This is a genomic window from Curtobacterium sp. 1544, assembly GCF_040544915.1.
GTDB classification, from domain to species: domain Bacteria; phylum Actinomycetota; class Actinomycetes; order Actinomycetales; family Microbacteriaceae; genus Curtobacterium; species Curtobacterium pusillum_C.
Window position 1 is genome coordinate 30,382 of sequence record NZ_JBEPKX010000033.1, and the last position, 16,508, is coordinate 46,889.

The following is a 16,508-nucleotide window of genomic DNA, read 5'->3' on the forward strand; positions in this document are numbered from 1 at the left end:
CGCCGAGCGTACCGTCGAGAGCACGGGTCACGCGGCGTCGGGTCAGGACGAGGACGACGTCAGCGCGCGGCCGCGGTGAAGAGTCGGGCGTGGTCCACGACCCACTGGCGGAAGGTCCGTGGCGGCCGTCCGGTGATCGCCCGGTACTCGTCGGAGACCGCCGGTGCCGTCCCGACCGCTCTCCGCCAGTCCGCGATGATCTGTTCGACCCACACGGCGGGCACGTGCTCCGACAGCATCGCAGACGCCTCGGCCTCCGTCTGCTCGAGGACCCGGACGGGTCGTCCGACGACGTCCGCGATGATCGCGACCTGCTGACGGAGCGTGAGCCGTTCCGGGCCGGTCAGCACCGGTGTCCGACCGACCAGGGCATCACCGGTCAGTGCCGCCACGGCGACGTCGGCGATGTCCTGCTCGTGGACGGGGACCTGCACGGCGTCCGGGTGGGGCAGCGGCACGACACCGTCGCGCTGGATCCCCCAGCTCCACCGGGCCGCGTTGCTCGCGAACCCGCCGGGCCGCAGGAACGTGTACTCGAGGCCCGCACCGGCGACCGCACGCTCCACCCGGAGGAAGCGGGCGCCGTTGAATTCGCTCTCGGCGCCGGGGAACGTCACCGCGGACGACGACAGCAGCACCACGTGGCGGACCCCGGCAGCGGCGATCGTGGACACGAGTTCCTCCGGCTCGTCGACGTCCGCGTAGAGGAACAGCCGCTCGGCCCCGTCCAGAGGGGCACGGAAGGACTCCGGGTCCCGCAGATCGGCCGCGACGACGGACACCTGCGCCGGGAACCGCAACCGCTCGGGGCTCCTGCTCGAGGCGCGGACGTCGACCCCCCGACCGACGAGTCCCTCCACCACCGCGCCACCGACGGCTCCACTCGCGCCGACCACCAGAACCGACATCTCGCCTCCTTAACGAACAACGTTCGCGAACAGTGTTCGTCACAAACCCTGCTCGTGTCAAGTGGTAACGTCCTCGGCATGCCAGCCGCACGCGAGCCCGTGTCCCGGCGGGCACGGCCGGCGAAGTCCCCGCTCTCGCGTCGTTCCATCGTCCTCGCGACGGCACGGCTCATCCGCGAGCGAGGAGTCGACGCGGTCTCGCTCCGTGACGTCGCGCAGCAGGTGGAGACCGGCGCAGCGTCGCTCTACGCGTACTTCGCGAACCGCGACGTCCTCCTCGAGCACGTGCTGGACGAGGTTTACGGCGAGGTCGTCCTCGTCGACGCCGTCGACGACGACTGGCGGAGCGCGCTCGCGGCCACGATCGTCAACACCATCGAGGCCCTCGCCGACCATCCGGGGCTCGGCGCGGTGGCGCTCGGCTCGATCCCGACCCTGCCCGGAGCGCTCCGCCTCGCCGACCACGAGCTCGCACTCATGGGCCGCGGTGGCGTCCCGGAGCCACGGGCTGCCCTCGCGATCGACCTGATCTCGCAGTTCGTGGCCGCGACCGCCACCGAACGGACACTCCGCGGTGCGCCCGGCGACGTGCAGGACCGGGACAGCGTCGAACAGGCCTACCGCTCGATGGACCCCGAGCGCTTCCCCCGCGTGGCGCACGCCGCCCGCGCACTCGTCGGTCCCTCTGAGCACGACCGGCGCGACTTCGCGATCGGGGTCATCATCGCCGGCCTCGGGTCGTCGCCCGGCTGAGCTGCCCCTGGTTGTCGGCAGTCAGCTGCGGTTCGCATACTCGCCCCAGCCACTTGGTCGCTTAGACGAAGGGGAATGTATGGGAACTCGACAAACTGACATAAGCGCACGCTATCGGCGCCGGTACGAGGATGGCTGGACAAGCAGCGTGGTCGCCGACGACGTGGTTCTGCGCTGTGTTGTGATCGGCGGCACCCTCAAATCATTGATACGTCGAGAGCTCGAGGAGGTTTTGGTCGGGGTCTCGGATGTAGACGCTGGTCATTGGCCCGAGTGCACCGGAGCGCTCGGTGGGGCCTTCTTCGATTGGGATCCCGGCACTGGTGATGGCCGCGCGGATGGACTCGGGGCCGTCGTCGACGATGAAGCAGAGGTCTCCGCTGCCGGGCGTGGGGTGCTCGGCGGACGGCTGGAACGAGTGTCCGTGTTGGTGCAGGTTGATTTTGCTCTGCCCGAACCGCAGCGCGTGCCGGTCGTCCGTGACGACATGCTCGAAGCCAAGCCGTTCGTAGAACGCCACCGAGGAGTTGATGGACTCGACGGTGAGGACGAGATGGTCGAGGTGGTCGATCTTCATGATTCGGTCCTAAGATTCGATGAGTGCGGGTGTGCCGGTTGCTTCAGGTGTCGTGGTGTCGGAGCCAGTCGAGGGCGAGCTGACGGCTCGCGGCTGCTGCGGCAGTGAGGGTTCCATTCGCATCGCCAGCGCCGTGTTCCAATCCTGGGTACTCGACGTACTGGTAAGTGATGTGGTGTTCGGCAAGGATGTGGGCGAAGGAGCGTGCTCGGTCGGCGAAGACGAGGTGGTCCCGCCCGCCCTGGTAGATCAGTGTCGGCGGTGAATGGGCGCTGATGTGGGTGGCTGAGTCCGTGAAGCGGTACCGTTCAGGGTACTGGGCGGGCGTGCCGCCGACGTACCACTGCTCAACGAGGCGGCCGATCGCGCTGCGGTTCCCGATGCCGCTGAGGTCGACTGCCGGATAGCCCGCTATCACTGCCCGCACTGTGGGGATCGCGGCGTCCGATGGGTCGCAGCTTGAGGTGAGGGTCTGGTTCGCGGACATGTATGCGGCGTTGACAGCGAGATTCCCGCCAGAGGACAGACCCAGTGTTGCGATCCTGCTCGGGTCAAGCTGTTCCGTGTGGCCTGCCTTGCCGATCCACGCGAGTGAGCAGCCGATGTCCGTGACTTGGGTTCTCCACGGGTGGTAGTGCGAGGAGGCGAGGCGGTAGTCGACGTCGAGGACGGCGTAGCCGTGCTCGGGTAGGAACCCGGTGTACGCGTTGGGTCCTCGGGTGCCGGTGGAGAAGCCGCCGCCGTGGATCGAGACCACAACGGGCCAACCTGCATCCGGAGCGGTACCACGGGGAAGGTAGAGGTCCGCTCGGAGCGTGGTGTTCCCGGCCCTGCCGACCGTCACGGTCTGGTCTGGGGAGCTGCTCAGCCCGGTGAAGGGCAGTGTTGGCAGTAGTGCGCTCGACCCGGTGCCGAGTGAGGCGATCGAGATCGCGAGGACCGTCGTCGCTGTGATCGCGCTGAGGGTCCCGGCTGACCCGGTCAGGAGCAGGGCAAGCGGAAGCCGATGGCGGGGATGCCTCGCCCGTTCAGGTTGGTCACGCCGGCGCTGTGCCACGGGTGTTCGCCAGAGTATGGCGGCGCAGACGACGCCGGCGATCCCGACGACCACGTTCCAGATGCCGAGCGCATCGCGCAGCGTCCCGAGGAGGATGATCAGGAATTGCGAGACATCCCACTGCAGCAGGGGGCTCGTCCACGACACCGGCACGATGGTGAGCAGCTGGGCGAGCAGCGTGTACGCGATCGCGACGGTTGCCGCTGTCGTCAGGGCGTGTCTGGCAAGTGGGGTCACGTGCCGTGCTCTGAACGTCACTGAGGTGCCTCGGGCTGGTGCGCGGCGGTGAGGGCAGTGAGGGCGTGCTGCCGCCAGCGGCGCGCGGATTCCATCGCGGCCGTGTAGGCGCCGGAGCCGTGTATGTGCCCGTGGCCGAGGTACCCGGAGGCGGGTACGCCCGATGCTCGGAGGCGGTCGACGAAGCGCGGGGCGTCGTCGCGAAGCGGGTCGAACTCGGCCGACATTGCGTAGGTCTTGGGCAGTCCGGACAGGTCTTCTGCGAGGAGGGGGGAGATGTATGGGTCTGCGGCGGCGCGTGCGGTGTCGGCGAGGTAGAGGGGGCCGAGCATGTGCAGGGTCGGCAAGTCCAGTCCGTAGCCGGTGGCGTGTTCCTGCACGCTGGGGCTCTGGAAGGTGAGGTCCAGGGCCGGTACTTCGAGCAGTTGGAACATGACCCGTGGGCCGTCTTCGTCGCGGAGCTTCAGCGTCAGTGCAGCTGCGAGGTTCGCTCCGGCGGAGCCTCCGCCGATGCTGATACGGCTGGGGTCGATGCCGAGTTCTTCGGCGTGGTCGACTGCCCAGAGGAGCGCGTCCTGGGCGTCGTCGAGACCTGTCGGGTACTGGTGTTCGGGTGCTTTGCGGTAGTTCACGGCCACCGTGACGCAGTCGGCGGCCACCGTCCGTTCCCGGCAGAGCGCGTCGACTGGGGCGGTGTGGGCGGACCCGAAAACGAATCCGCCCCCGTGCAGGTAGAGATGCATCGGGTGGGGGCCGTCCGAGAAGGGCGTGTACACCGCGGCGGTCACCGATCCGCCCCGCACGGGGACCACGACCGTCTCGACCTGCTGGACCGGAGGTCCGGGTTCGATGACCGGTCCGACCAACGCGTTGGCGGCGGCGTCATCGGCTGCGCGGAACGCTGGCCAGTTGTTGATGCTCGGCGGGGTCGGGGCAAGCGCCTCGAGGAAGTGGACGAGGAACGGATCGAGGGGCATGGTGGTGGTCCTCAACTGGTGTGTGGTCGGACGGTCAGAGGCAGGTGCGGAGCGCCTCGCAGAGCGATTCCGCACGGCTGTCGGCGTCGCCTCCGGGTTGGTTGGTGACATAGGCGAAGGACACGCCTGTTTCGGCGTGCGCGAAGGCGAGTTGTCCGCCGGCGCCGTCGTGGCCGAAGCTGCCTGCGCCTGCCATGCGGCGCTGGGGTGAGTCGATCATGAAGCCGGTGCCCCAGCGCAGTCCCCAGTCGGCGCCAAGGAACGGTGGGCCGCTCGACTGGACCCGCAGGGCATCTCGCACGGTCGCGGGCTGCAACAGTTCGACGCCGTTGAGACCGCCGACCGTGGCTGCGTAGATCTGCGCGAGTTCGTCCGCCGTGGCGACCAAGTTGGCGGCGGGTAGTTCCGCGGCGAGGAAGTCCGGTCGGTTGGCGCTGTCGAACAGGTGCGCACCATCGAACGCGCCGTGCATCCCCATGATCCGGTTCTGCATTGCTACCGCTTCGAGATCGGCCGTTGTGGCAGCGGGACGGTCTGGTGTGCTGCTGGGCGGTGGGACGATCTGGTAGGAGAAGTCGGCGCTCGACGGATCGACGCCGAATGACAGTTGGATGCCGAGCGGTTCGGCGATGTGGTGCTGCAGCCACTCCGCTGGCCTGTGGCCCGTTGCGCGACGGAGGGCTTCGCCGGCGAGCCAACCGAACGTGATGGCGTGATATGCGTGCGCCGTCCCCGGTTCCCATGTCGGCTCCTGCGCAGCAAGCGCGTCCGCGACGGGGAACCACGCTCGGAGCTGCTGCATCGTCATCGGTTCATCGGGGGCGACCAGACCTGCTCGATGCGCGAGCATCTGCCGGAGTGTGACGGTGCTCTTGCCGTTTGCGGCGAACTCCGGCCAATACTCCGCGACCGGAGCGTCGAGGCTGAGCAGTCCTTGCTCGGCTGCCATGAGCACACAGATCGTCGTGATGCCCTTGCTGACGGAGAACACCACGCTGCGGGTGGCCCCAGTGAAGGCAGATCCGTCATCTGTCACCCCGGCGTACAGCTGCACGACGGGTTCCCCATTGCGGTACACGCTCACTGCGGCGCCGGTCTCGGCTCCGCGCGCGAAATTCGCTCTGAACGCGTCGGCGACGGCGTCGAAGCCCGCTGCCACGGACCCGCGCACCTCAGCGCCGGTCATCGGGCGCCTGCGGGTGTTCCGACGCGTCGTCGAAGCTGCCAGCGGGAGCGGTGACCGCGGTTCCTGCCTCGAGACCCGCGATGCGCATGAACTCGCCGAAGATCCGCTGTGCGTCGATGCGTTCGTCGAGGAGCCATTGCAACTGCAGTCCGTCCATCACAGCGGCGATCAGCACCGCCGCATCGTCCGAGCCGATCCGCGGTGACCACCCCTCGTCCTCGGCCCGGCGGACCTCGTCCGCGAACTGGTGTCGGATGCGTTCGTACCGGGTCGTGAAGAACTCGTGCGCTGGATGATCCCTCGCCACCGCTTCGGCGGAGAGCGTCGTGAACACCTCCGTGATCGAAGGCTCACCGAGCGACTGCATCAGCAGACGCGTCAAGTCACGGACGTACGCCGAGCCGTGCAGCTGCCGCTGTTGGTCCTGGTGCTCCTGATCCCGGTGCTCGAGCACCGCGATGAGGAGTTCGTCTTTCGTCGGGAAGTGGTGACGGAGGCCGGCGAAAGTCATGCCTGCTTCTTCGGCGATGCCGCGCATCGATGACCCGCTGTACCCGAACCGAGCAAAGCTGCGCCTCGCCGCCGCGAGGATGTTCTCTCGCTGGGCGGCGGTCTTCGCGTAGGGTCCGCGCCGTTTCCCGTTCGTCACGAGGCGAGCGTACCGCGCTCCGGAACAAAATGCTTGCACGTGAGCGGTTTTCGTGGTTACTCTTCCGACACCCCGACGACGAAGCGGAAGGACCGGGTGATGCGGACCCAGATCGAGCGCCCGATGCGCGCACACTTCGACCCTCCCGTGGGCGTGAACTTCTGGTCACGCGGCGGCGGCCCGTTCATGTGGCGCGACTTCGACGCGGCGCTTGTCCGAACGGAGCTGGATGTGATGCGGCGGCACGGTGTCTCGTTCACGCGGTCGTTCTTCTTCTGGCCCGATTTCCACCCGGAGCCCTGGTCGATCGACGAGACGCGGTGTGCTGCCTTCGAGGAGTTCCTCGACTTGCACCAGGCACTGGGGATGACCACGATCCCGACGTTCTTGATCGGCCACATGTCCGGTCAGAACTGGGATCCGGCCTGGCGTGGGGGGCGCGACCTCTACAGCGACGTCTGGATGGTTGGTCGTCAGGCGTGGTTCATCCGCGAGATGGTGGCCCGTTTCCACGATCACCCCGCAATCAGCGGTTGGTTGATCTCGAACGAAATGCCGCTGTACGGCGGCGGCGGCGGGCTGATGAGTCCCGCCGAACACGTCGACGGCGACGCGATCCGGTCCTGGGCAGAGCTCATGGTGCAAGCCGTCCGTGCAGCAGGCGGCCACCAGCCCGTCTCGTTGGGCGACGGCGCCTGGGGTAAAGAGGTCATGGGAGCGGACAACGGGTTCCGGCTTTCCTGGACCGCGCCGTTGGTCGACTGGATCGGACCGCACGCCTACCACATGAGCGACGACCTGCTCCGTCAGCACTTCATCCCGGCGTTCAACGCCGAGCTCTGCGCGGGGTACGGCAAGCCGGTCGTCCTCGAGGAATTCGGTGTGAGCGACTCGTTCGTTGCCGAGGACCACGCCGCGGACTACTACCGGCAGATCCTGTGGACGACACTCACTGCCGGCGTGACCGGATGGATCGCTTGGAACAACACCGACTTCGCCGCTGTCACACAGGAGCCCTACAACCACCGCCCCTTCGAGCTCTCGTTCGGCCTCACTGATACCACCGGACGAGCCAAGCCGGCGCTGGAGGAGCTCGCCCGGTTCTCGAGCACTGTCGAAGAACGCTGCCTCGCCACTGCTCACCGCGCCCCAGCGCAGGTCGGGCTGGTCGTCAGCGGCTACTTCACCGAGCACCAGCCGTTCTGGTCCGAAACCGAGAACGACGCAATCCGCGCTGCACTGCTCGAGGCGTACATCGCCTCCCGACTTGCAGACGCGCCACCGGCCATGGTCGCTGACGATGCCGCCATCCCGTCGGCGTCCTTGCTGATCGTCCCGTCCGCGAAGGCCATCACCACTCCAGGAACGCGAGCGCTCCTGAACGCAGCCGCCGCGGGCTCCACCGTCTGGGTCAGCCACTGCGTCGGAGAGACGTTGAACCAGCGCGCGTGGTGGTGGCCCGACGCCGACGAAGTGTTCGGCATCTGGAAGCGATCGCGCTACGGCGTCACGGAACCCATCACCGACGACCTCATCGAGATCCGCTTCTGCGCCGAATTCGGCGACATCCAAGAAGGCACCGTGCTGCAGTTCCCCACCGGAGGCGCCTCAGAGGCGCGAGCGTTCCTGCCCGTCAACGCTGAGGGGGCGCAGGTCGTGGCGCGCGACGGGCACGGACGTCCCGCGATCCTCGTGCACGAACGCGGCCTCGGACGCACGGTGCTCTCCACGTACCCACTTGAGCTCCTCAGCGCGCGCACACCGCACGTCGACCACCGCCCACTGGCCCAGCTCTACCGAGCGCTGGCCGTCGTTGCAGGCGTGTCCGCGCACGCCAGCACCGATGACCTCGACACCTTCGCCGACACCCTGCTGACCAACGACGGCGGCGTCCACACGATCGTCGTCAACACGGCCGGGGTGGATAGCGACACGACCGTCCGCCACGCCAACGGCGACACGGCTGCGGTGCACCTCCCCGCGTTCGCGGCAGTCGCCCTGAATCCCGGCAACGATCTCGACCCTGATCGTGCACGCACGTCGATGACCGGGGTCGCCGCCGACGCCTGACCTGTCGACGGCGCCCCCTTCCCGCACCACCATGCTCACACTCAACGACGAGAAACGAGAACCCGATGACCATCATCCAGACCAGCCGGACCATTCGGCGCAGGAGCACCGCAGCGGCGGTCCTTGCCGCTGCGGTGGCGATCGCCATGACCGGCTGCTCCACCTCGACGACCGCGGACACGTCCGGTGGGACGACGAAGATCACCACCCTGAGTCTCTACTCCGGTAGCAGCCCGGCCGGGAAGTGGCTCAACGGCCTCAGTGCCGACTTCGAGAAGGCGAACCCCGGCATCGACGTGAGCAACGACTTCGTCGCACAGACCGACCTCCCCACGACGTACGGCAAGTCGATCGTCGCGGGCAACGAGCAGGACATCGTCATGACGAACCTCGTCGGTGATCCGACGACCTGGCTGCAAAACGGCGCCACCGTGGACGTGAAGAAGTACCTGAAGTCCTGGGGCCTCGACGACACGTTCTCGAAGTCCGCGCTGCAGGCGTGGACGAACACGAAGGGGCAACTGCAGGCCTTCCCCCTCGAAGGCTACAACTGGCCGATGTGGTACAACATGGGCCTCCTGAAGAAGGCGGGCATCGACACGCCCCCAGCGACGTGGGACGAGCTGATCTCTGACTCGAAGAAGCTCCGCGACACCGGCGTCCAACCGTTCGCCGTCGGCGCCGCCGACTACCCCGCGCCCGCCGTGATCACCCTCGTGGGCCTCGCGAAGATCGGCGAGAAGCGCTTGACGAAACTCTTCGCAACCGGGGACTGGTCCGATGCCGACGGCCAGAAGGTCATCGACGGCACGCTGCAGCTCCGCGATGCGGGTGTGTTCGATGACGACTCCGCCGGGATGAAGTACCCCGACCAAGTCGCTGCGTTCGGAGCCGGGAAAGCAGCGATGCTCTTCGACGGCTCCTGGGGGTACGGCAACGCCGCTAACTCGTTCGGGAACCTCGATATCCGGCTCGGCGGCTTCCCGCTCCCGAGCGGCAGCCCCGTCGACAAGCCGATCAGCTTCGCCGGCCAGTCCACCGGTGTCTGGATCAGTCCGAACGGCGAGAAGAAGGCCGACGCGGTGAAGAAGTTCGTGCAGTTCATGTACGAGAAGAAGAACCTCACCGCGTTCGCGAACCTCGGGTACGTGTCGCCGGCGAAGACCGGGACCCTCGACCTGGACACGAAGACCCTGCCGAAACTGAACGTCGAGTCGCAGGAAGAACTGCCGAAGGACACGTCCGTCTTCCAGCCCACCTACAACAGCCTTTCACCCACGGTGACCTCGGCGTTCTTCCGCGCATCGACCCAGGCGTTCGTCAAGGGTGCGACCGCAGCGCAGGTCACGCAGAGCTTGGAGCAGGCATGGCAAGCCAACTGATCGAGTCAGTTGCGCTGCCGAGCACGATCGCTCGACGGCGCCACGTCCGCCGACAACGGCGCAGTCAGGTCACCGAGGTGACGCCTGCGCTGGCGTGGTACGGGCTGTTCATGGTCCTGCCGCTGCTGGCGATGATCGCGCTGAGCTTCTTCAACTGGAACAGCCTCGTCGCCCAGCCGCACTTCGGTGGCCTGACCAACTACCGGTACCTGTTCCAGGACGAGATCCTCCGAACCGCCATCGTCAACACCGTCCTCTACGTCGGCGTCGGGCTGCTGCTCATCATCCCCGGCGGGTTCCTGCTCGGCTTCTTCCTCAGCCGACGACCACCGGGCCACGCGGTGCTGTCGGTGATCCTCTTCACACCGTGGATTGTGTCAGCGTCCGCGCGGGCGATGATGTTCACCGGCCTGTACCAGCCGTCCGGCGCGATCAACAGCATCCTGGGTGCGGTCGGGCTCGGGAATCTGCAGCACCTCTGGTTGTCGAACCCGTCGACCGCGCTCTGGTCCGTCATCGCCACGGAAGCATGGGCCGGTATCGGCGCGACCGGTGTCATCTTCTCTGCTGCCCTCGGCCGAATCTCGCCCGAGACGTACGAGGCCGCGCGGCTCGACGGCGCGGGCGTCTGGCGGGAGATGTTCTCCATCGCATACCCGATGACGAAGGACTTCGTGGGACTGATGACGATGTTGCAGTTCCTCTGGCTCTTCCTCGGATCGGCGGGAACCGTCCTGCTGCTCACCAACGGAGGGCCGGGCTCGAGCACGATGACCCTCGCCTTCTACCTGTACGACCAGGCGTTCGTGTCCGGGCGAATCGGCTACAGCCAGGCGATCGGTGTCGTCGGCCTGCTCGTCGGGCTGATCGGCATGGGCGTCATCCGATTCGCCTTCCGGACCAGGGAGTGACGATGCAACCACGTGCCACCCGGGTGAAACGATCGCTGGGATGGACGGCGGCGTACACCCCCGTCGTTGTCTACGCGATCCTCATCCTGCTGCCCCTCTACTACCTGCTGGTCAGCGCGTTCAAGTCGAACCTCGACATCACCCTGAATCCGCTCGGATTGCCGCCTGCGTTCTCGTTCGAGAAGTTCCTCGACGCGAACCGGTCGGTCGCGCTGCTGGCGTCGTCCGGCAACTCGCTCGGCGTCGCCATCGGTTCGGTCGCCCTCACGATCCTGCTCGCCGCTCCGGCGGCGCACGGGATCGCTCGCCGTGCCGGTGCCTTCTCGACCTTCGCGCAGGTTGCGTTCGGCTTCGCGTTCCTCATCCCGCAGTTCGCCGTGCTCGTGCCGACGTACCTGTTCGCGGTGAAGACGGGGCTGATCCATGCGCCGTTGCTGTTCCTCGTCCTGTTCTACGCGGCGATGAACGTCCCGTTGGCGGTGCTGCTCATGATCCCGTTCTTCCGAGCCGTACCCAAGGAGATCGAGGAATCGGCGGAACTGGACGGGGCAACGGCGGCTCAACGGATGCGGCACGTCCTGCTGCCGATCGTCACCCCGGGGCTGTCCACTGTCGCGATCTTGTGCTTCCTGTCCGCCTGGAACGAGTACATCTTCGCCCAGGTGATCACGACCAACACCTCCTACACGGTGCAGGTCGCGCTACCGCTCCTCCGCAGCGAAGGCGCATTCCAAGGCGCCGACGTCGATCTCGGCAGACTCGCTGCCGGCGTCGTGATCAGCGTCGTCCCGGTCTTCGTCTTCTACGCGATCCTCCGGCGACGACTCATCGACGCCTTCGCAGCCGGGGCGGTGAAGGGGTGAACCCGGATCAGCTCTCGCCGCGGTCCGTGCGGTGAACAGACGTCCGCCCTCGACCGGGCGGACGGAGCGGGATCTCTGATTCGTCCCGCTCGGGGAGCGGTGCTCCCAGAGGCGGGGCCGCGCGTACGGGACGCACGGCCCCGCTGCTCCGCACCGGAGAACGGCCCGCGATGATGCGCCTCGGCGACTATCGTCCTACTCGGCGGTGGTCGGTGAAAAGCGGGGCGCTCGCGGCTGTTGGCGGCACCACTTGGGTGGCCTCGAGCCAGGCCGACGCGTCGAGTTGCGCGAATGCCGGCCCGTCTTCAGCGGTGGCGGCGCGGACCGTCACTCCGATGCTTGATTCGACTGTGTCCCGATCGACGTCGCCACGCGCACCACCGGTGCGAGCTTGACCACTGACCTCCGTCATCGCCGCAGCCAACGGTTCCGGGGCTTCGAGCGGGACGAAGTGCCCCATCCTATCGACTGGACGGACTTCGATGTCGGAGAAGTACTCGTCCGCCGTGTCCGCTCACGTCCGAGGAGAGATCTGGTCCGCGTCCTGCCAGAGCGCGATCGTACGGGTTGCCAATCGGGCACCGGGCTCCGGCGGCTCGGCATCAACGGTGTCGTCGCTGCGGTCGCGGTGTTCCCCGACTGAGGCGACCGGGAAGCGCTCGTCCTCTTCAGTCGCCGAGGCATCGACATCACGCTCCTAGAAGCCGCAGCCACGACCACACCAGCGGCGTCCATCGTCGAGGATGGACGCGTCATCAATCATCTTGCGCATCCCCCGCCTCAGCCTGAGACTCTCGCTGCATCTCGGCGCGACGCCAGTCGTCTGCGCAATCGGCAATAGCGATTCTCACGGCGTGGACGGCGGCTGCCTCGATCTTCCGCCGGACGCGGCCGACGGCGATGCTCCGTACCAGGCCTCCGGTGATGGGTACGACCACGAGTTCCGCGTCATCTGGCTGGCGTTTCATCGCGTCCGACGGAAGGATTCCAATACCGATCCCTGCACGGACCAAACCGCCCAGGGTTGCCACATCCGGTCCTTCGAACACCACCGAAGGCTCGAGGCCGACCGATCGGAAACCGTCATCCACGATCCGTCGGACGCTGAAGTCAGCTGAGAGCAGCACGAGCCGGACCTGCGCTAAATCCCGGAAGGAGACACTCTCCTTCGTACCGGCTACGTGCCCGGTCGGAACTGCACAGACAAGCTCCTCGTCGTATAACGGTTCCCACAAGACGCCGTCGGTATCGAACATGCCGGGGACTCCGATGGCAATGTCGATCGCTCCGGTCCGAAGCCAGTCCACTACAGCCCGTTCAGACCCTGCCGCCAATTCGACAGTGAGGTCCCGGTAAGCGCGGCTGACGCGTTGCAGCACCGCGGGGATGAAGCCCGCCCCGAGCGACGAAAGGAACCCGAGTCGGACCGACCCGTGGTCGACGCCGGAACGTTGTCGCACTGCACGTGCTGCTGCATCGATCTGCTGGATCGCTGAGGCAGCCTCGTCGAGGAATGCCTGTCCGAGACGACTCGGGATGACGTTGCGGCCGACGCGGTCGAACAACTCGACGCCGAGCTCGCGTTCCACAATCCGGATCGCCCGGCTGACGGCCGAGGGGGCGACCATAAATTCCTCTGCTGCTGCTGTCACGGTGCCCAGTCGCGCCGTGGCGATGCAGTAGCGAAGCGCGGTCAGTTCCACCTTTGCTCCAATCGCAACATTTGGTGCAATTGTTGACAATAGACGCAATGGTGCGACGGTTCTACCGTTCGAGGTATGAACGAAAACGATCGAAGCGAACCCGTGCTTCGTGGGGTCCGAAGCCTCTTGTTCACCCCTGGGGACAAACCAGACCGCTTCGACAAGGGGGCGGCCGCCGGCGCGGATCTGGTCATCCTCGACCTCGAAGACGCCGTGGCACCCGATGCAAAGGACGCAGCTCGACACCACGCGATCGAGTACCTGCGGAGCGCTCGGAGCGGACGCACCCTCCGCGCGCTCCGAATCAACGACCCGACCACCCCACTAGGCATCGGGGACCTCGCCGCGCTGCGGGCCTCCGGAAGCCGACCAGACCTGCTCGTCGTGCCGAAGGTCGAGAACGCCGCGACGATCATGCGAGTCGGCGGCACGTTTGACGAGACCGCAACCAAGCGACTACCGGTCCTGCCGCTCATCGAGAGCGCCGCAGGGACGCTTCACGCCGACGAGATCCTTGCTGAGCGCGATGTGGTCGGCGTGCTCGTCGGTGCAGCTGACCTCGCCGCAGACCTCGGGATCCCCGAGCCTACACGCCCGCTCCTGACCGTGCCACGGGGGCAGATCGTTCTTACCGCTGCGGCGTACGGGAAGCCCGCGTTCGACACTCCGTGGTTCGCGCTCAACGACGAGGCAGGTCTCCGGAGGGACATCGGCGCCGCGTTCTCCGAGGGCTTCTCGGGGAAGAGCGCCGTGCATCCGGCCCAGATCGCGCCCATCAACGCGGTGTGGACACCGAGTTCCGCCCAGGTCGCGAAGGCTCGTCGCGTGATCGCCGTCGCGAATCGCGGTGTCGGGACGGTCGACGGGCAGATGGTCGACGAAGCGATGGCCCGGCGTGCCCGGAACGTGCTCAGCCGCGATCCGCAGACCGCGGGCGACTGAGCTCACCAGAACCAGCAACACGAGAAGGGAAGAGATCATGGACACCCTGCCCACCCAGCTCCGCGCTCTCAGCGAGCACCGGTACCGCGAGACGAGCGGCCTCTACTACGAGGATTTTGTCCCTGGTGACGTGTTCGAGCACCGTCCCGGTCGCACCATCACCGACACGGACAACATCTGGATGACACTGCTCACGATGAACACACAGCAGGTGCACTTCGACGCCGAGTACGCGTCGAAGACCGAATGGAAGCGTCTGTTGGTCGACTCCACCCTCACTATCTCGCTCCTCACTGGTATGAGCGTGAAGACCGTCAGCGCAAAGGTCGTCGCGAACCTCGGCTGGGACAAGGTCCGCGCGACGCACCCGGTGTTCGCTGGGGACACGCTCTACGCAGAGTCACGAGTGCTCAGCAAGCGCGAGTCTAAGTCGCGTCCGACGCAGGGGATCGTCACCATCGAGACTACGGGCACGAACCAGGACGGTGACGTCGTCATGGTCTTCGAACGCACGATGCTCGTGCACAAGCGCTCCGACGACGTGGAGCGGGAGGCGAACTACTGATGGATCTCAAAGCCGAGTACGCAGAGCGCCTCACGAACGGCCCCACTGCGGTCGCGCTCATCGAGTCACACTCCACCGTCGCCCTCGGCCAAGCAGCAGGGCAACCTCCCCAGCTCATGCGATGCCTCGCCGACCGCGCTGCGGCAGGCGGGCTGAGCGACGTCCGCTTGTACTACTTTCACTCGGAGCAGCCCATGGCTGACACGCTGCTCCGATACGAGCTGATGGATGATCTACACCCGTACTCGTTCTTCCTGCAGGCTCCCGAACGCAAGCTCATCGACCAGGGCGCCGCCGACGGACACCGAAAGGTCGTCAACTTCGTGCCGAGCTCGTTCGGCCAGTCCGTCCGCACGTTCCGCGACGCCATCCCCGTGGACACCTTCCTCGTGCAGGTCTCCCCGATGGACACACACGGATACTTCAGCTTCGGAACCAACAACGACTACACATCAGCCGTGGCACGCATGGCAAAGCGGCTGATCGTCGAAGTGAACCCCAACATGCCGCGCGTCTACGGCGCCGATCCGCTACATCTGCGGGAGGTCGACGCCATCATCGAGCACACAAGCGACCTTCCCTCGTTGGCACCGCGACCGGTCCGTCCGAACGAACAAAGCATCGGATCCGCTGTCGCGGCCCTCGTACCTGACGGAGCAACACTGCAGATCGGCGTCGGAGGGCTGCCGAACGCGGTCTGCGCAGCGCTCCGGGACCGGAACGATCTCGGCATCCACACCGAAGCCCTCGGGCCAGGGCTTGCCGACCTCATCGACCGAGGGAACGCCACCGGCAACCGGAAGAACATCGACAAGGACCGCGCCGTGTTCACGTTCGCGATGGGAGACAACGACTTCTACGGGTGGATGCACGAGAACCAGGCGATCATGTCCGCTCCCGTCGACTACGTCAACGACCCCGCAGTGATCGCACGCAACGACCGCGTCGTGTCCATCAACTCAACCATTGAAATGGACCTCACGGGGGCTGCGAACAGCGAGCACCTCAACGGCCACCAGTTCAGCGCGTCCGGGGGACAGCTCGACTTCATCCGTGGCGCCGCAGCCTCGAAGGGTGGACTGTCCATCATCGCCTTCCCATCCACGGTGCGCAGCGGAACCATCTCGAAGATCGTCCCCCGACTGTCGGGCCCAGTCACAACACCGCGCAACGACGTTCACTATGTCGTGACCGAACACGGAACCGCGAACCTGCGCGGGCTGTCATCGAGCGACCGCGCGCGGGCACTCATTGCACTGGCAGCACCCGAGCACCGGTCGGAGCTCGAGGAAGCTGCGAGAGAACAACACCTCGTCTGACCAATCTCACCAGCGCTTCCCAGAAAGGTGTTTCACCCATGACAACCGTTGCCGAGAACATCGTCGCCACCCTCCGTCAGAACAACGTGGAACGGGTCTACGGCCTTCCCGGCGACTCCCTCAACGGCTTCACCGACGCCCTGCGCAAGGACGGCACGATCCGCTGGGAGCACGTCCGGCACGAGGAAGCGGCCGCGTTCGCCGCCTCCGCCGAGGCCGAGCTGACCGGCGAGCTCGCCGTCTGCGCGGGCAGCTGCGGCCCCGGCAACCTGCACCTGATCAACGGCCTGTACGACGCCAACCGCTCCCGGGTACCCGTCCTGGCGATCGCGGCGCACATCCCCACGGCGGAGATCGGCTCCGGCTACTTTCAGGAGACCCACCCGCAGGAGCTCTTCCGGGAGTGCTC

The 16,508-nt window shown here is 66.6% G+C and carries 16 protein-coding genes; 9 read left to right on the top strand and 7 right to left on the bottom strand.

Going from position 1 to position 16,508, the window contains the following annotated elements; genetic code table 11:
* Positions 1 to 59: 59 nt before the first annotated feature.
* Complete coding sequence (locus tag ABIC61_RS16055; protein ID WP_354030715.1) at positions 60 to 908, bottom strand: SDR family oxidoreductase; 849 nt, start codon at positions 906 to 908, stop codon at positions 60 to 62.
* A gap of 78 nt (positions 909 to 986) precedes the next feature.
* On the opposite strand from ABIC61_RS16055, the gene ABIC61_RS16060 reads away from it, so the two are divergent.
* Positions 987 to 1,661: a TetR/AcrR family transcriptional regulator gene (locus ABIC61_RS16060; protein ID WP_354030716.1), complete on the top strand. Its 675-nt coding sequence runs from the start codon at positions 987 to 989 to the stop codon at positions 1,659 to 1,661.
* 202 nt (positions 1,662 to 1,863) lie between these two features.
* Here the strand turns inward: ABIC61_RS16060 and ABIC61_RS16065 are convergent, their stop codons facing one another.
* The 5 genes from ABIC61_RS16065 to ABIC61_RS16085 are packed head-to-tail and all read right to left on the bottom strand — an operon-like array spanning position 1,864 to position 6,344.
* Positions 1,864 to 2,238 carry a VOC family protein gene (locus tag ABIC61_RS16065; protein WP_309887469.1) on the bottom strand — a complete coding sequence of 125 codons (375 nt, stop codon included), beginning with the start codon at positions 2,236 to 2,238 and terminating at the stop codon, positions 1,864 to 1,866.
* A 43-nt stretch (positions 2,239 to 2,281) separates the two neighbouring features.
* Positions 2,282 to 3,553 carry an alpha/beta hydrolase fold domain-containing protein gene (locus tag ABIC61_RS16070; RefSeq protein ID WP_354030717.1) on the bottom strand — a complete coding sequence of 424 codons (1,272 nt, stop codon included), beginning with the start codon at positions 3,551 to 3,553 and terminating at the stop codon, positions 2,282 to 2,284.
* Positions 3,550 to 4,509: an alpha/beta hydrolase gene (locus ABIC61_RS16075; protein ID WP_354030718.1), complete on the bottom strand. Its 960-nt coding sequence runs from the start codon at positions 4,507 to 4,509 to the stop codon at positions 3,550 to 3,552. The genes ABIC61_RS16070 and ABIC61_RS16075 overlap by 4 nt, the downstream gene beginning before the upstream one ends.
* Before the next feature lie 34 nt (positions 4,510 to 4,543).
* Positions 4,544 to 5,695, bottom strand: coding sequence for a serine hydrolase domain-containing protein (locus ABIC61_RS16080; RefSeq protein ID WP_354030719.1), 1,152 nt, complete (start codon positions 5,693 to 5,695; stop codon positions 4,544 to 4,546).
* Positions 5,682 to 6,344 (bottom strand): TetR/AcrR family transcriptional regulator, encoded by a 663-nt coding sequence (locus ABIC61_RS16085; RefSeq protein ID WP_354030720.1) that lies wholly within the window; start codon positions 6,342 to 6,344, stop codon positions 5,682 to 5,684. Before ABIC61_RS16085 ends, ABIC61_RS16080 begins: the two co-directional genes overlap by 14 nt.
* A gap of 99 nt (positions 6,345 to 6,443) precedes the next feature.
* On the opposite strand from ABIC61_RS16085, the gene ABIC61_RS16090 reads away from it, so the two are divergent.
* The 4 genes from ABIC61_RS16090 (at position 6,444) to ABIC61_RS16105 (ending at position 11,570) form a co-directional block, all read left to right on the top strand.
* Entirely contained in the window at positions 6,444 to 8,414 is a 1,971-nt protein-coding gene (locus ABIC61_RS16090) for a glycoside hydrolase 5 family protein (protein WP_354030721.1), read from the top strand.
* 65 nt (positions 8,415 to 8,479) lie between these two features.
* Positions 8,480 to 9,796, top strand: coding sequence for an ABC transporter substrate-binding protein (locus ABIC61_RS16095; RefSeq protein ID WP_354030722.1), 1,317 nt, complete (start codon positions 8,480 to 8,482; stop codon positions 9,794 to 9,796).
* The gene (locus tag ABIC61_RS16100; protein WP_354030723.1) at positions 9,781 to 10,707 is read left to right on the top strand and encodes a carbohydrate ABC transporter permease; all 927 of its coding nucleotides are present in this window, start codon (positions 9,781 to 9,783) and stop codon (positions 10,705 to 10,707) included. The genes ABIC61_RS16095 and ABIC61_RS16100 overlap by 16 nt, the downstream gene beginning before the upstream one ends.
* 23 nt (positions 10,708 to 10,730) lie before the next feature.
* Complete coding sequence (locus ABIC61_RS16105; RefSeq protein WP_354030724.1) at positions 10,731 to 11,570, top strand: carbohydrate ABC transporter permease; 840 nt, start codon at positions 10,731 to 10,733, stop codon at positions 11,568 to 11,570.
* Between the two features lie 755 nt (positions 11,571 to 12,325).
* Here the strand turns inward: ABIC61_RS16105 and ABIC61_RS16110 are convergent.
* Positions 12,326 to 13,273 carry a LysR family transcriptional regulator gene (locus tag ABIC61_RS16110; protein WP_354030725.1) on the bottom strand — a complete coding sequence of 316 codons (948 nt, stop codon included), beginning with the start codon at positions 13,271 to 13,273 and terminating at the stop codon, positions 12,326 to 12,328.
* A gap of 75 nt (positions 13,274 to 13,348) precedes the next feature.
* Here ABIC61_RS16110 and ABIC61_RS16115 point away from each other — a divergent pair, with 75 nt between their 5' ends.
* From ABIC61_RS16115 to ABIC61_RS16130, 4 genes are all read left to right on the top strand, one after another.
* Positions 13,349 to 14,215: an HpcH/HpaI aldolase/citrate lyase family protein gene (locus tag ABIC61_RS16115; protein ID WP_354030726.1), complete on the top strand. Its 867-nt coding sequence runs from the start codon at positions 13,349 to 13,351 to the stop codon at positions 14,213 to 14,215.
* Between the two features lie 37 nt (positions 14,216 to 14,252).
* Positions 14,253 to 14,780, top strand: a complete 528-nt coding sequence (locus ABIC61_RS16120) for a MaoC/PaaZ C-terminal domain-containing protein (protein WP_307224615.1) — start codon at positions 14,253 to 14,255, stop codon at positions 14,778 to 14,780.
* Complete coding sequence (locus ABIC61_RS16125; RefSeq protein WP_354030727.1) at positions 14,780 to 16,099, top strand: acetyl-CoA hydrolase/transferase family protein; 1,320 nt, start codon at positions 14,780 to 14,782, stop codon at positions 16,097 to 16,099. Before ABIC61_RS16120 ends, ABIC61_RS16125 begins: the two co-directional genes overlap by 1 nt.
* A 38-nt stretch (positions 16,100 to 16,137) precedes the next feature.
* On the top strand, positions 16,138 to 16,508 hold a 371-nt coding region (locus ABIC61_RS16130), incomplete at its 3' end, for a thiamine pyrophosphate-binding protein (RefSeq protein ID WP_354030728.1).